General features: G+C 55.3%; 15 protein-coding genes and 1 rRNA gene. 15 read left to right on the forward strand and 1 reads right to left on the reverse strand.

Translation table 11 applies throughout. From position 1 onward, the window contains the following. Positions 1-2: 2 nt before the first annotated feature. The 4 genes from ACI1P1_RS28040 to cysK all read left to right on the forward strand — a co-directional run bounded on the left by ACI1P1_RS28040 (position 3) and on the right by cysK (position 3,871). Positions 3-770 carry a type III pantothenate kinase gene (locus tag ACI1P1_RS28040; RefSeq protein ID WP_416219867.1) on the forward strand — a complete coding sequence of 256 codons (768 nt, stop codon included), beginning with the start codon at positions 3-5 and terminating at the stop codon, positions 768-770. Positions 771-820: 50 nt separating this feature from the next. After that, complete coding sequence (gene hslO / locus ACI1P1_RS28045) at positions 821-1,711, forward strand: Hsp33 family molecular chaperone HslO (RefSeq protein WP_416219869.1); 891 nt, start codon at positions 821-823, stop codon at positions 1,709-1,711. Positions 1,712-1,800: 89 nt separating this feature from the next. Then, a complete protein-coding gene (locus ACI1P1_RS28050; protein ID WP_416219870.1) occupies positions 1,801-2,739 on the forward strand; it encodes a peptidylprolyl isomerase in 939 nt (312 codons plus the stop codon). Positions 2,740-2,932: 193 nt separating this feature from the next. Next, complete coding sequence (cysK, locus tag ACI1P1_RS28055) at positions 2,933-3,871, forward strand: cysteine synthase A (RefSeq protein WP_416219871.1); 939 nt, start codon at positions 2,933-2,935, stop codon at positions 3,869-3,871. A gap of 129 nt (positions 3,872-4,000) precedes the next feature. Here cysK and ACI1P1_RS28060 read toward each other — a convergent pair whose 3' ends face one another. Continuing rightward, positions 4,001-5,785, reverse strand: coding sequence for a methyl-accepting chemotaxis protein (locus ACI1P1_RS28060; protein WP_416219872.1), 1,785 nt, complete (start codon positions 5,783-5,785; stop codon positions 4,001-4,003). 176 nt (positions 5,786-5,961) lie between these two features. On the opposite strand from ACI1P1_RS28060, the gene ACI1P1_RS28065 reads away from it, so the two are divergent. The 11 genes from ACI1P1_RS28065 to ACI1P1_RS28115 all read left to right on the forward strand — a co-directional run. Continuing rightward, the gene (locus ACI1P1_RS28065) at positions 5,962-7,542 is read left to right on the forward strand and encodes an anthranilate synthase component I family protein (protein ID WP_416219873.1); all 1,581 of its coding nucleotides are present in this window, start codon (positions 5,962-5,964) and stop codon (positions 7,540-7,542) included. Beyond that, on the forward strand, positions 7,539-8,123 hold the full coding sequence (pabA, locus tag ACI1P1_RS28070) for an aminodeoxychorismate/anthranilate synthase component II (RefSeq protein WP_416219874.1): 585 nt from the start codon (positions 7,539-7,541) through the stop codon (positions 8,121-8,123). Before ACI1P1_RS28065 ends, pabA begins: the two co-directional genes overlap by 4 nt. Then, positions 8,124-9,014: an aminotransferase class IV gene (locus ACI1P1_RS28075; protein ID WP_416219875.1), complete on the forward strand. Its 891-nt coding sequence runs from the start codon at positions 8,124-8,126 to the stop codon at positions 9,012-9,014. It abuts the gene before it with no gap. After that, positions 9,011-9,850, forward strand: a complete 840-nt coding sequence (gene folP, locus ACI1P1_RS28080; RefSeq protein WP_416219876.1) for a dihydropteroate synthase — start codon at positions 9,011-9,013, stop codon at positions 9,848-9,850. The genes ACI1P1_RS28075 and folP overlap by 4 nt, the downstream gene beginning before the upstream one ends. A gap of 31 nt (positions 9,851-9,881) precedes the next feature. Then, positions 9,882-10,244: a dihydroneopterin aldolase gene (gene folB / locus ACI1P1_RS28085; RefSeq protein WP_416219877.1), complete on the forward strand. Its 363-nt coding sequence runs from the start codon at positions 9,882-9,884 to the stop codon at positions 10,242-10,244. 7 nt (positions 10,245-10,251) lie between these two features. Beyond that, positions 10,252-10,764, forward strand: a complete 513-nt coding sequence (gene folK, locus ACI1P1_RS28090) for a 2-amino-4-hydroxy-6-hydroxymethyldihydropteridine diphosphokinase (RefSeq protein ID WP_416219878.1) — start codon at positions 10,252-10,254, stop codon at positions 10,762-10,764. Next, positions 10,746-10,973: a helix-turn-helix domain-containing protein gene (locus tag ACI1P1_RS28095; protein WP_416219879.1), complete on the forward strand. Its 228-nt coding sequence runs from the start codon at positions 10,746-10,748 to the stop codon at positions 10,971-10,973. Before folK ends, ACI1P1_RS28095 begins: the two co-directional genes overlap by 19 nt. Beyond that, the gene (gene dusB, locus ACI1P1_RS28100) at positions 10,973-11,989 is read left to right on the forward strand and encodes a tRNA dihydrouridine synthase DusB (protein WP_416219880.1); all 1,017 of its coding nucleotides are present in this window, start codon (positions 10,973-10,975) and stop codon (positions 11,987-11,989) included. The genes ACI1P1_RS28095 and dusB overlap by 1 nt, the downstream gene beginning before the upstream one ends. 256 nt (positions 11,990-12,245) lie before the next feature. Further along, positions 12,246-12,722 (forward strand): transcription elongation factor GreA, encoded by a 477-nt coding sequence (greA, locus tag ACI1P1_RS28105; RefSeq protein WP_416219881.1) that lies wholly within the window; start codon positions 12,246-12,248, stop codon positions 12,720-12,722. Positions 12,723-12,850: 128 nt separating this feature from the next. After that, positions 12,851-14,353 carry a lysine--tRNA ligase gene (lysS, locus tag ACI1P1_RS28110; protein WP_416219882.1) on the forward strand — a complete coding sequence of 501 codons (1,503 nt, stop codon included), beginning with the start codon at positions 12,851-12,853 and terminating at the stop codon, positions 14,351-14,353. A gap of 447 nt (positions 14,354-14,800) precedes the next feature. Continuing rightward, positions 14,801-14,872: ribosomal RNA gene (locus ACI1P1_RS28115) — 16S ribosomal RNA — on the forward strand; the annotation flags it as partial.

The raw sequence follows: 14,872 nt of genomic DNA on the forward strand, positions 1-14,872 counted from the left end.
CCATGATTCTGGTTGTGGACGTAGGCAACACCAATATCGTGCTGGGGCTCTTCGAGGGCAAAACCCTGGTGCAAAACTGGCGGATCAGCACCAATCGCCAGGCGACGGCGGATGAATACGGTTTGACGCTGTTCAGCTTATTCGCCCACAAGGGGATGGTGCTGGAATCGGTGGAGGGAGTGATTATTTCCTCTGTGGTGCCGCCGCTTATGTTTGCCCTGGAGAGCATGTGCCGCAAGTATATCGGCCGTGAGCCTGTTATCGTAGGTCCCGGCATTAAGACCGGATTAAGCGTCCGTTATGAGAATCCCCGGGAGGTGGGCGCCGACCGGATCGTGAATGCCGTGGCGGCGTTGGAGCTGTACGGACCTCCGCTTATTATCGTAGACTTCGGCACCGCCACAACCTTCTGCTATATCGACGAAAAAGCCCAATATATCGGAGGTGCCATTGCCCCCGGCATCGGCATCTCTACCGAAGCTCTATATCAACGGGCCGCCAAGCTGCCCCGCATTGAGCTGGTGAAACCCAAAAGCACCGTAGGGCGTAACACCGTTACATCCATGCAGGCAGGCATCATTTTCGGCTACGCTGGCCAGGTGGACGGAATTGTCCAACGGATTAAAGAGGAGTTCGGCACCAAACCCACTGTGGTGGCAACCGGCGGGATGGCGGAGCTGATCGCCAAGGAATCCCGCAGCATTGAAGTTATCAACTCCATTCTCACATTACAGGGCTTGCAGCTTATTTACGAGCGCAATCGCCCTTAGTATGCTTACGATGCAGGCTTTCCCTTACGGGAAAGCCCTTAGGAGGTATCATGGACAACGTGTTGATCAGGGCGACTGCCTGGAACGGGCAGGTTCGCGCCTTTGCAGCCAAAACAACGCAAATCGTAGAGGAATGGAAGGAGCGGCACCAGGCCTCCCCAACAGCAGTAGCCGCTTTGGGACGGACCATCACCGCATCTGCCATGATGGGCGCTATGCTCAAGGGAGAGGAAAGGCTGGTTATACAAGTCAAGGGTGGAGGACCCATCGGCCAGATCGTAGTAGATGCCAACGCCCGGGGGGAAGTCAGGGGGTATGTTGACGAACCGCAGGTGGATGTAGGTCCCAATGCCGTAGGCAAGCTTGATGTTGCAGCGGCTGTAGGAACGGATGGTTTTTTGTATGTAACGAAGGATCTGGGCTTGAAGGAGCCCTACCAGGGCAGCGTGCCTATTATTTCCGGCGAGCTGGCGGAGGACTTCACCTATTACTTCGCCAAGTCGGAGCAAACGCCCTCAGCTGTAGCACTGGGTGTGTTGTTCGGCAAGGGTGACTATAAGGTAAAGGCCGCAGGAGGCTTCATCATCCAGCTTCTTCCCGGCTTGTCCGACGAGGAAATTGGCGAAATTGAAGATAAGCTTTCGGCACTGCCTCCCATTACCAGCTTGCTGGAGCAAGGATTGGAGCTGGATGAAATTCTGGCAACGGTCCTGGGCACCGTCCGCATACTGGATACCATGGAGCTATCCCTTACCTGCAAGTGCTCCCGGGATAAGGTTATGGGCACTCTCATCAGCCTGGGTGCAGAGGAACTGGAGCGCCTGGTGGAGGAAGACGGGCAAGTGGAGCTGAAGTGCCACTACTGCAATGAAGCGTATTTGTTTCCGGAGCCGGAGCTGCGCGGCGTAATCGAGCGGATCAGAAGCGCGGGGAATAATTAAAAAGCACGACAGCCGAAGACAAGAGCTTAAGACAGAAAGACATCCGGGACTTTGAAGGGCCACCGTGGGATGTAAAGAGGAGTAATGGGATGAGAAACATCAAGCTGTTATGGGGGCTCGTCGGCTGTCTCGGGGCAACGGTGCTGGTACTTGGCATTTTGCTGGTGAAGGATGGAGCGGCCGGCAGCGACGAAGGAGTTCCGGGTGACCCGGCCGCGGGAGACCGGGTGGTGGCCAAAGTCGGCAGCAAAGAGTTCAAGCTGAGCATCCTGGAGCAGCAGCTGCTTCAGAAGTATGGGTTGGAGCTGCTCAACCAACTGTTGGACCGGGAGGTTCTTCGGCTGGAGGCGGAGGAGCAGAAAATCAAGATCAGCCGGGAAGAGCTGGACGCGGAGCTAACCCGGATGAGCCAAGGCTATGATAGCGAGGAGCACTTTTACGACTCCATGAAAAGCCAGCTGGGTATGTCCAAGGAGGACATCCGTGAGGATGTATACTATAAGCTGATCTTGGAGAAAATCGCAACGGCGGCGGTTACCGTAAGCAATCAAGAGATTAATCAGTACATTAAGGAGCACCCGGAAGAGTTTGCTGTCTCCTCCCAACTGCGCATCCAGAAAATCGTCAGCCAGACGGAGGACCAGGCCAAACGGACGCTGGAGCTGGCGCGCTCCGGCAAGGATTTTGGGCTCCTGGCCAAAGAGCGTTCGCTGGACACCTCCACCTCGTCGGACGGAGGGGATCTGGGCTGGCTGGAGGACAATGACCCGTTTATTCCCCAGGAGCTGCTGAAGGCAGCGCGGAAGATGAAGGTAGGAGATATCTCCGGCCCCATCAAAACCGCAGAGGGTTATACAGTCATCAGGCTGAAGGACAAAAAAGACGTCAGCAAGGGAACCCCGGAGGAGATCAATGCCAACGTGCACCGGATATTGGCTCTCCAAAAGGCTCCGCCGCTTGCAGACATCACCCAGACCCTGCGGGTGAAATACAAAGCCGAAATTGAGGACTCCGAACTGGCTCTTTGAGCCGGGGAGAGTCCTTTTTTGGTTTCCAGCCTGTTTTGGGATATCATTGAGAGTGAAAATACATAGATTTTTTCAGTTTGGTGTTTTCTCAAGAAATCCAGTTGACAATTTGAGCCTGGCTTGATAATATGTAGACAGATAATACCTAGTAGATTACTCGGAATATCCATACAATTTCAGGAGGGATTTGGACATGGCGAAGTTGGTTCAGAATATCACGGATTTGATCGGCGATACACCGCTTGTACGTCTAAACAGGGTTGTTCCCGAAGACAGCGCGGAAATCTATGTGAAGCTGGAATACCAAAACCCCGGCTCCAGCGTAAAGGATCGGATTGCCATCAGCATGGTGGAGGTTGCCGAGAAGGAAGGCAAGCTGAAGCCTGGTGATACTATTGTGGAACCGACTTCGGGCAATACCGGCATCGGCTTGGCCATGGTGGCCGCAGCCAAGGGCTACAAGGCCATTCTGGTTATGCCGGAGACCATGTCCCTGGAACGCCGCAACCTGCTGCGCGCTTATGGCGCCCAATTGGTGCTGACTCCCGGAGCCGAAGGCATGAAGGGCGCCATCCGTAAAGCCGAGGAGCTGGCTGCAGAGAATCCGTCCTATTTTATTCCCCAACAATTTAAGAATCCGGCCAATGTTAAGGTCCACCTGGAAACCACCGGTCCAGAAATCGTGGAAGCCATCAAGAGCTTCGACGGCAAGCTGGATGCCTTCGTGGCAGGCATCGGCACAGGCGGCACCATTACAGGTACAGGTCAAGTGCTGCAACAGAACTTCCCGGGTATCAAGATTATTGCCGTAGAGCCCAGCGCGTCCCCGGTGCTGTCCGGCGGCAAACCAGGCCCCCACAAGATTCAAGGCATCGGCGCAGGTTTTGTGCCGGATATCCTGAATACCGAAATTTATGATCAAATCATTCCTGTAGATAACGACGATGCCTTCGAAACCTCCCGCCGCGTAGCCAAGGAAGAGGGTATCCTGGGCGGTATTTCCTCCGGTGCTGCCATCTTCGCCGCATTGCAGGTTGCTAAACAACTGGGCAAGGGCAAACGTGTCATTGCGGTTCTGCCTTCCAATGGCGAGCGCTACCTGAGCACGCCGCTGTACAGCTTCGAAGACTAATTGAACACTCCCCTCAGGAGTGACGAGATGCAGTGAAAAGGATTCAAAAAAAGCTTGTCCGGGCAAGATCTGCCCAGGCAAGCTTTTTTCTGCTATAGGAAGGGACGTCCGCGGACGGAGCCCCATTCTTTATGCCTTGAAGGTATCTACAAATGTCTTCAGCCGCAGCATATTGTCCAAATTAGCCTGGGAGCTTTCCTTCATCCGGCTGAGGTCCTGCAGAATGACGCCGGATTGGGTGCTGATGCCCTCCAGAGAATGGGCACTTTCGGCAATCCGCTCCGCCACATCAGTGGTCTGCCGGGTGACTTCCACGGAGGAGGCGCTGATTTCCTGGGAGGTGGCCGAAAGCTCCATCATCACATTCTGGATATGGCCGGCATCCTCCAGATACTTGCCGCTGTGCTCCATAAGCGATTCATAGCTCTCCAGAACATCCCGCTCAATAAAGAAGGTGATCCCCAGAGAGGACTGCACCAGGGTTTCCACAGAGTTGGTGATGGTTCCGGCCAGCCCCTCAATCCGCTTGACGGTGGATTCCGTATGCTCTGCAAGCTTGCGGATTTCAGAAGCCACTACTGCAAAGCCGCGGCCTGCCTCACCGGCCCGTGCACTCTCGATAGCCGCATTCAGAGACAGCAGGTTAATCTGGCTGGCAATGCCGGAGATTTCTTGGGACAAGGAGCCGATTTCCTTCACATTCTCCAAATGGAGGATGGCCTTGTCCATATCGTTCTGGGTGGCTTCATACATTTCCCTGGTCCGTTCTATGGAGGTGGCGGAATGCTCCTGCAGCATCCGCGCCCGGTCACTGACTTCGTTGGTCAACGATGCCGCATCCTCCGTCCGCGAGGCAATGGAGCCGATGGCTTGCTCCACCTGCGTCATCGCTACAGCGATCTGGTCGGCAGCCTGGGCGACGAATTCCATGGCTGCGGTCATTTCCCGGGTTTGGGCGTCGGTATCCTGGGCGATGTCCTTCACCTCGTCCGTGAGTGCATCCATCTCGCCGATATGGACGGCAATCCGGTCTGTGGCCGTGCTGGCCTCCTGCACGAAGCTGCGCACCTGTCCGGTCCATTCATTCAAGGCGCCGGCCACCTGCCCGGTTTCGTCCCGGGTGGTCACCGGAATCTCCCGGATAGTGTATCGGTTTTGCTCATCCTTACGGAAAGCACGGGCAATTTCCAGCAGCGGCTTGGCGATGCGCGAGCTGATCCAGTACCCGATCACGGCCATGATGGCACAGATGCCGGCAATGAAGAGAACCGTCGCCATTATGCTGGATTTCAGATCGTGGTTCAACTGAACCCGTTTCGTCTCCACCATACCCTGCAGGTCATCCACATAGTTGCCTGTGCTGATGACCCACTTGTATGGTTCAAAATAACGGGAATATGCCCGCTTCAAGGTAACCTTGGTGCCTCCTTCGGTCAACGGCTTCTCCCACAAATATTGGGTGTAGCCTTGATCCTTGCCGGTGGTAGCAGCGCTAATGATGCCCTGAATCAGGGTTGTGCCCTCCGCATCCTTCAGCTCCAGCCGGTTGGTGCCCTCCTGGTCCGGCGACATGGGGTGGGCGATAAGCGTGCCGTCAGTGTTGTCGATCCAGAAGTAGCCGCTATCCCCGTACCGCAGGCTTTTGACGGCCTTGCGGGCTGAATTTTGGGCATCGTCCTGGGTAATGATGTTGTTGGCGGCCTGGCGGTGGTAGGACTCCAGCAGATAATAAGCGGTGTCCACCTGGTTTTTGATCATGACATCGTACTGCTGGAACAGGTCCGCCTCATACCGCGTCAGCTCCCGTTCGGTGTTTTTCTGCAGCATGGCGATATTGTACCAACCGAACAATCCGGTGAGAATCACGCTGCTTAAGACAAACGGTAAAAGAATTTTAAACCGAATCCGTCTCACTTGTAACACTCCCTGCTTCTATGTATTGACTTTCATAAAACGAATTTAAACTTCATTATAGAATAAACCATCCCGTATTGAAATCGGATGGGGGAACCAGACTTTAAGAATTGTGTGACCAATGGCCATTTGTTAAAATGGGAGAAAGCTTGCGACACGTGAAGGAGGACAACCTGTTGACTGCAACTGCGCTGCAGGATTGGCAACGCTGGGCACCGGCGTATACCATGCTGCCGTATATAGAGACCCACCCCTTGGACGGGCTGCCTGCCCAATGGGACGGGCTATGGGGAAGCTCCGCCAAACCCGCCTTTGTGCTGGAGAGTGGCAAGGGAGGGCGCTACACCATTGCCGGCTTCTCCCCCGTATCCATGATCGAGGGCAAAGGAACAGCCGCCGTGGTGACGGACTGGTCGGGCACCGGAAGGAACCAAGAGCAGCGGACGGGCAGCCCGCTCCCGCTGATCCGGGAATGGATGAGCCCGTATAAGGCCCCAACCGTACCGGACATGCCCAAAATATGCGGTGGAGCCGTAGGCTACCTGAGCTATGATGTGGTTCGCCATCTGGAGAAGCTGCCGGAGCTGGCCCGGGATGATCTGGGTATACCCGATTATGTCATGCTCCGTTTCGAGGAGCTGTGGGTGGCGGATTTGCAGGAGCAGAAGCTCTATTGCTGCGTTCATGTTCCCCTTCTGCAGACGTCAGATGAAGCGGAAACGGAGCGTCTTTACCGGGCTGCTGCAGAGCGGGCGGCTGCTCTGAAGGCGGAGTGGGACCGGCTGCTGCGTTCCCCGGAAGAAGAGCAGTCCCGCCAACGGGCTACACAAATGAGGGATATTGTGGGCGGACAGGATCTGTCCATTGATCTGGACAGGATGGAAGGGCTCCGGCGCGATTTCAGCAAGGATGCCTTCATGGAGGCGGTGGAGAAAATCAGGGACTACATTGCTGCAGGTGATGTGTTCCAGGTGAATCTGGCTGTCCGACAGAGCCGTCCGCTATCCTCTCATCCCGCCCATATCTACGAATGGCTGCGGGTTTTCAACCCCTCGCCGTATATGGGCTATCTGCGCCTGCCCGGCTTCGAGCTGGTATCCGCCTCTCCCGAGCTTCTGGTGCAGCTGGAGGGAAACACCGTCCGCACCCGGCCCATCGCCGGCACCCGCCGCCGGGGTGCCTCCGACGAAGAGGACCGGCGGATGCGGGATGAGCTCCTGGCCAATGAAAAGGAGCGGGCGGAGCATATTATGCTGGTGGACCTGGAGCGCAATGATCTGGGGCGGATTTCCCGGTATGGCACAGTGAAGGTGACGGAGCTGATGGGGATCGAGTATTATTCCCACGTCATGCACATCGTCTCCGAGGTGACAGGGGAGCTGGCGGAGGGCAAGGATGCCTACGACGTCATCGCCGCAGCCTTCCCGGGCGGTACCATCACGGGAGCGCCCAAGGTACGCACCATGGAGATCATCGAGGAGCTGGAGCCGGTGCGGCGGGGCCCCTATACCGGGTCCATCGGGTGGATTGACTACAACGGCAACATGGAATTTAATATAGTTATCCGCACGCTGCTGGCTCTGGAGGGTCAGGCATATGTGCAGGCCGGAGCAGGAATAGTGATCGACTCGGTGCCGGAGCGGGAGTACAAGGAATCCCTCTCCAAGGCCAAGGCCTTGTGGAAGGCAGTGGAGTACAGCGAGCGGCACCGCTTGTGGGAGGAAGACCATACGAAGAAGGGGGCGGATATAGAATGATTCTGGTGATTGATAATTACGATTCCTTTACCTACAACTTGGTGCAATACCTGGGGGAGCTGGGTGAAAAGGTCGAGGTGCGCCGCAATGATGAAATTGATCTGGAGGGTATTGCCGCTTTGAACCCGGACCATATTCTGATTTCGCCGGGACCGTGTACCCCCAATGAAGCGGGAGTCAGTCTGGCTCTGATCGAACGTTTCAAAGGAGAGCTCCCTATTCTCGGCGTTTGTCTGGGGCACCAATCCATCGGTCAAGCCTTCGGCGGCGACGTAATCCGTGCGGAGCGGCTGATGCACGGAAAAACCTCCCAAATCCACCACGACGGCAAGGGGCTGTTCCGTGATTTGCCTAATCCGTTTACGGCTACCCGCTATCATTCGCTCATCGTGAAACGGGAAACCCTTCCCGATTGCCTGGAGATTACCGCATGGACGGACGAAGGGGAGATTATGGGCCTGCGGCATAAGGAATATGCCATTGAAGGTGTGCAGTTCCATCCCGAATCCATCATCACCCAGAATGGACATAAGATGCTGGCCAACTTCCTGGGACTTCCCGCATCGCAAGGAGCCAAGTAAATGATAATCGCTATGAACGGCGCCTTGTGCGCCTCGGATAAGGCCGTGATCTCCGTGTATGATCACGGTTTTCTGTATGGAATGGGTGTGTTCGAAACCTTCCGCACCTACGGGGGGCGCCCCTTTCTGCTGCCGGAGCATCTGGAGCGGCTTACCGCTGGAGCCCTGGAGCTGGGCATTCCGTATGAGCCAGACCCGGTCCGGCTTGCCGAGCTGGTGACGGAGCTGCTTCAAGCCAACAATCTGGCGGATGCTTACTTCCGCTTGAGTGTGTCGGCGGGAGAGGAGCCCTTGGGCCTGCCCGGGGACACCTATAGCCGCCCCGCCGAGATCCTGTATGTGAAGCCGCTGCCGCTCGAAAAGGATGCTGCTCTATGGGCAGCCGGACGGCCGCTTCAGCTGCTGGAAACCCGCAGGAATACGCCGGAGGGCGAGCGCAGGCTGAAGTCCTTTCATTATATGAACTCCATTTTTGGCAAAAGAGAGCTTGCCCGTTATCCTTGGGCCCAAGGGGCGGAAGGGGTGTTCCTGGATGACTGCGGCTTTATCTCCGAAGGCACCGTCAGCAACCTGTTCTTCATTCAGGGGGATACGCTCTATACTCCCGCCGCCGAAACCTGCATTCTGGAGGGCATCACCCGGGATTGGGTGCTCCGTCATGCAGCAGAGGCCGGGCTGGAAGTGGAGGAGGGTTTTTATACCTGGGAAATGCTGCTGGAGGCGGATGAAATCTTTTTGACCAACTCCATTCAGGAATTGATGCCGGTTACCAGCCTCTATGATCCAGAGGGCAACGGACTGATCATTAGCGGAGGTACAGCAGGTAAGCGGACTCTCGAGTTGGCAGCCCGGTACCACCGTGCAGCGGAAGCGGGAGGGAGCGGGCAATGAGCGCGCGTTTCCTGGACTGCCGCGGCAGAATGCTCCCTTTGGGGGAGCGGACCCTTATTATGGGCATATTGAATGTGACGCCGGATTCCTTCTCGGACGGGGGCCGGTATAATACGGTGGAGAGAGCGGTGGCCCAGGCCCGCAGGCTGGTGGAGGACGGGGCGGATATTCTGGATATCGGCGGGGAATCCACCCGTCCCGGGTCGGCGGCGGTTTCCTTGGAGGAGGAGCTTGAGCGGATTATTCCGGTTATTGAGGCGGTCTCCCGGGAGCTGGACACCCCTATCTCCGTGGACACCTACAAGCCGGAGGCGGCTAAGCTCGCTCTGGAGGCAGGGGCGTCTATCATCAATGATATCTGGGGCTTCCGTCGCGACCGGAGGATGGCTGAAGTGGCCGCGGCTTACGGTTGCCCGGTGGTGCTGATGCACAACCGGGAGGAGCCGGTTTATGCGGATTTTCTGGCGGATGTGAAGCATGATCTGCTGGAGTCCGTGGCCATTGCCCGGGAGGCAGGAGTAGACCCTGCCCGGATCATTCTCGATCCGGGTATCGGCTTCGCTAAAAACCAGGCTGAAAACCTATATATTCTCCGCCATCTTGGGGAAATTGCCGCACTGGGGTATCCGGTGCTGCTGGGCACCTCCCGCAAGCGGGTGATCCGCAATGTGCTGGATGTGGGAACCGATGAAGCGTATTCGGGAACGGCGGCGACTGTTGCATGGGGAATTGCACAGGGTATGAATATAATGAGAGTCCATGATGTGCTGGGCATGTCCCGGGTAGCCCGGATGACCGATGCCATCCTCCATGCGGACTTGCGGAATACGGATTAAACTTGATATTTTAGTCGGGAGGCGGCAAGGTTTGGACAAGATGGTGTTGAACGGCATGGAGTTTTTCGGCTACCACGGTGTATTTCCGGAGGAGAATAAGCTGGGGCAGCGGTTCTACATCGATGTGGAAATGGTCTTGGATCTGCAGGAGGCAGGCCGGCTGGACGACCTTTCGCTTACGGTGAACTATGCGGAGGTTTACGGTGTGGTGAAAGAGATTGCCGAAGGGCCCCCCTTCAAGCTGATTGAGGCTCTGGCCGAACGAGTTGCATCTGTTCTCCTGCAAACTTATACTAGTATTTATGAAATTGCCGTGCGGGTAACCAAGCCCCATCCTCCGTTTGAAACCCATTTTGACGGGGTCACGGTACACATTCATAGAAAGCGGGCATAGACGCTGCATGAATCAGGCGCAACAAGAGTGGACAACGGCATACATTGGACTGGGCTCCAATTTGGGGAACCGGGAAGCCTGGCTGGCCGGGGCTGTTGATTTGTTGAACAGACATCCGGAGGTCAGGCTTGCGGCAAGCTCCGCCATATACGAAACCGAACCGGTTGGCTATGTGGACCAGCCGGTTTTTTTGAATATGGCGCTGCGTATAGAGACGCGGCTTCCGCCGGAGCAGCTGCTGGCCTTCATGATGGAGGTGGAGCAGCAACTGGAGCGCAAGCGCGAAATCCGCTGGGGCCCCCGGACGATTGATCTGGATATGCTCTTGTATGGGGACTGCCGAATGGACTCCCCTGCATTAACCTTGCCTCATCCCCGGATGCTGGAACGGGCTTTTGTCCTGGTCCCGCTGCAGGATGTGCTGTTGCCCGAACCACGCCTCCAGGCGGAGCTGATTCGCGAAACACTGGACACGCTGGAAGGAAAGGAGGGCGTCAAACGATGGAAAGACAAGCTTTAGCATACCGGATACGCGCATTTCGCAAATTAAAAGGGTTAACCCAATCGGATCTGGCGGATCGGCTGGGAGTGTCGTTGGCCATCGTAGGCACCATCGAACGGGGAACCCGACGGGTGGACGAGCGTATGCTCGCCCGGATATCGGAAGCTCTGCAGGTGGATATCGACGAGCTGCTCCCTCCCGGTTCCGCGATGAAAGGAGACGCATAATGCTCAAAATCGGCAATGTGGCGGCAAAGAATAATGTAGTGCTGGCTCCCATGGCCGGTGTATGCAATCCGGCTTTCCGGCTGATTGCCAAGGAATTCGGCTGCGGTCTGATCTGCGCCGAGATGGTCAGCGACAAGGCGATTCTCCACGGCAATAAACGTACCATGGAGATGCTGTATGTGGATGAGCGGGAGAAGCCTCTCAGCCTGCAGATTTTTGGCGGCGACAAGGAGACGCTGGTGGAAGCGGCGCGGTTTGTGGACCAGAATACCGATGCGGATATCATCGATATCAATATGGGTTGTCCGGTTCCCAAGGTAACCAAGTGCGACGCCGGCGCCAGATGGCTCTTGGACCCGTCCAAGATTGAAGAGATGGTATCGGCTGTGGTGGAGGTTGTGGACAAGCCCGTTACGGTCAAGATGCGCAGCGGCTGGGATGAGGATCATATCTATGCGGTTCGTAATGCCCAAGCGGTGCAAAATGCTGGAGGGCAAGCAGTGTCCGTGCACGGCCGGACCCGGGTGCAGATGTACACGGGGCAGGCGGATTGGGATATCATCCGCGAGGTGAAGAAAGCCGTATCTATTCCTGTTATCGGCAACGGGGATGTCTTCACACCTGAGGATGCCAAGCGGCTCTTGGAACATACCGGTGCGGATGGTGTAATGATCGGCAGAGGCGCCTTGGGCAATCCGTGGATGCTTTACCGTACGGTGGCGTATCTGACGGAGGGTGTGCTTCCTCCGGAGCCGCTGCCCGAGGAGAAAATCCGCATTGCCATCCTGCATATGGACCGGCTTGTGGCGCTGAAGGGCGAGCATGTGGCCGTGAAGGAGATGCGCAAGCATTTGGCCTGGTATCTGAAGGGCCTTCCCGGTGCGGCGCGGGTGAAGGATGTCATTATGGAATTGACGGAGCGGGATCCGATGGTAACCATATTGGAAGATTTTGTGTCCAGGCTGGGTGAACATCCGGTGGCTGCGGAGGACGGGGAAGACGTCGCCGTCCACTAGGATTACCGTTCTTTTCCTGTCATTGACATTTGGAAAGCGTTGCAATATAATCATTCAATAATCAAGGCGCATCAAGCCGCTTTTCTTCGTGGTTGGACATCCTTGTCCCCTTGTCATTTTCATGCGACTTTACAATATAGTTATAATATTGAACCGTTTGGCTACGAAACGGCGAGGCGGCTCCAGTGAGTTCATACGTACAGGGAACACGTTCCGCAGGTATGAATAATATTCACACGACGGGAGAACAGATGGAATGAGCGAGAAAGAAATTATCCTTACTCCGGAAGGTCTGAAGAAACTGGAGGAGGAGCTGGAGCATCTGAAGTCCGTCAAGCGCCGCGAGGTTGCGGAACGGATCAAGGTGGCCATCGGCTACGGCGACATCAGCGAGAACTCCGAGTATGACGATGCCAAGAACGAGCAAGCCTTTGTGGAAGGACGCATCATCACTCTCGAGAAGATGCTCCGCAATGCCCGCATCATTAATAACGATGATGTGGACTTGAATGCCGTCAGCATCGGTTCTATCGTCACGCTGAAGGATATGGAGTTCGGCGATACCGTAGAATACACCATCGTGGGCACCGCTGAATCCGACCCCTTCCAGAACAAGATCTCCAACGAAAGCCCGGTAGGCAAGGCGATCCTGGGCAAGCAGAAGGGATCACTGGTGGAAGTGAGCGTTCCCGCGGGCACCATCCAATACGAGATTATCGATATCAAAAAATAAACATGGCTTACCTCATTCAAGGCCGATTCCGTCACAGGGACCGGCCTTATGAAGCGTAAAGAGGGGAAACCCTCATTTTGGCGCAATTGGGGAACGATTGGAATCCATAAGGGAGTGAATGAAAGTTAATGAGTCAGGAACTGGAATTAAACGAGCATGAACTGTTGGTCATCCGCCGCAACAAGCTGGACGAGCTGCGCAATCTGGGCATCGATCCCTTCGGTGCGAAATTTGAGCGCACCCATAACGCCGCCGATATTCTGGCCGCGTATTCCGAGCTGCCCACCGAAGAACTGGACGAGAAAAACGTCGAGGTTGTGATTGCCGGCCGTCTCATGCAAAAACGCAGTATGGGCAAGGCTTCCTTCGCCCATATTACCGATCTTACCGGACGCATCCAGATCTACGTCCGCAAGGATTCGGTCAGTGAAGCGGAATACAGTGCCTTCGATATCCTGGACATCGGCGATATTATCGGAGTGAAGGGCCATGTCTTCAAGACCAAAACCGGAGAAACCTCGGTGAAGGCCAGCGCGATCACGGTTCTGTCCAAGTCCCTTTACCCCCTGCCGGACAAGTTCCACGGTTTGAAGGATGTGGAAATGCGCTACCGCCAGCGTTACGTGGACCTGATCATGAGCGAAGACGTGAAGCGCACCTTTGTTGCCCGTTCCAGGATCATTACTGCCATGCGCTCCTATTTGGACTCCAGAGGTTATCTGGAGGTGGAAACGCCAACGCTGCACGCCATTGCCGGCGGTGCGGCTGCCCGTCCCTTCATTACCCATCACAATGCGCTGGACATGCAGCTGTATATGCGGATTGCCATTGAGCTGCATCTCAAGCGGCTGATTGTCGGCGGCCTGGAGAAGGTCTATGAAATCGGCAGGGTATACCGGAATGAGGGCGTTTCTACACGTCACAATCCGGAATTCACCATGATCGAATTGTATGAGGCGTATGCGGATTACAAGGATATCATGTCTTTGGTTGAAAATATGATTGCCCATATTGCCCAAGAAGTGCTGGGCAGCACCAAAATCAACTATCAGGGCGTAGAGGTAGACCTGACGCCGCAATGGAAGCGGATTTCCATGGTGGATCTGATCAAGGAAGTGGTTGGTGTTGATTTCAACGTCCACATGACAGATGAAGAAGCACATGCCATTGCCAAGGAGCATAAGGTTCCTGTTGAGCCCCATATGACCTTCGGCCATATTGTGAACCAGTTCTTTGAAACCTTCTGTGAGGAGACCCTGATTCAGCCTACCTTCGTAACCGGACATCCGGTGGCGATTTCGCCTCTGGCTAAGAAAAATGATGCCGATCCGCGGTTTACCGACCGGTTCGAGCTGTTTGTTGTGGCCCGTGAGCATGCCAATGCCTTCACGGAATTGAATGATCCCATCGACCAGCGGCAGCGTTTTGAAGCTCAGCTTGTGGAGCGCGAGGCTGGCAACGATGAGGCGCATGAAATGGATGAGGACTTCATCCGCGCGCTGGAATATGGCATGCCGCCGACAGGCGGTTTGGGTATCGGCATTGACCGTTTGGTGATGCTGTTGACCGACAGCCCGTCTATCCGGGATGTGCTGCTGTTCCCGCTGATGCGTGACCGTACAGGTGAATAAGCTGTTAGGATAATGGGCGCCCTCGGGCGCCCTTTTTGTTGGTGAAGCTGCCCCTCAGTTTAACCCTATCGAGCTGCGGTGTTGGAACAGGGTTTTCTTATATAGAGAGATCCAATTCAATAACAAGCCTCCTTCCGGTAACGGCAAAATGTTTTTTAATTGCAGGGCTTGTTTTTCTGCCTGGAGTATGTTACATTAATGTTCGCTCGCTTCCACGGTATCACCGGAACGAGCGGAAGCCACAAAAATCAACAAAATGTGAGAATAAAAAAAGCTTGCATTCATGGGTGACAATGTGGTATATTAAAAAAGTCGCCTCTTGAAGAAGAGAACGACGAAGAAACAAACGAGCTCCTTGAAAACTGAACAACGAGCAGCAAAACAATGAAGCCAAACGTTTGAACAATTGAGCAATCAGCTCTAACATAACGGTCCTTCGGGGCCACTTTTATGGAGAGTTTGATCCTGGCTCAGGACGAACGCTGGCGGCGTGCCTAATACATGCAAGTCGAGCGGGTT

The organism is Paenibacillus mesotrionivorans, assembly GCF_046098205.1.
In the GTDB taxonomy this organism is placed as follows: domain Bacteria; phylum Bacillota; class Bacilli; order Paenibacillales; family NBRC-103111; genus Paenibacillus_AR; species Paenibacillus_AR mesotrionivorans.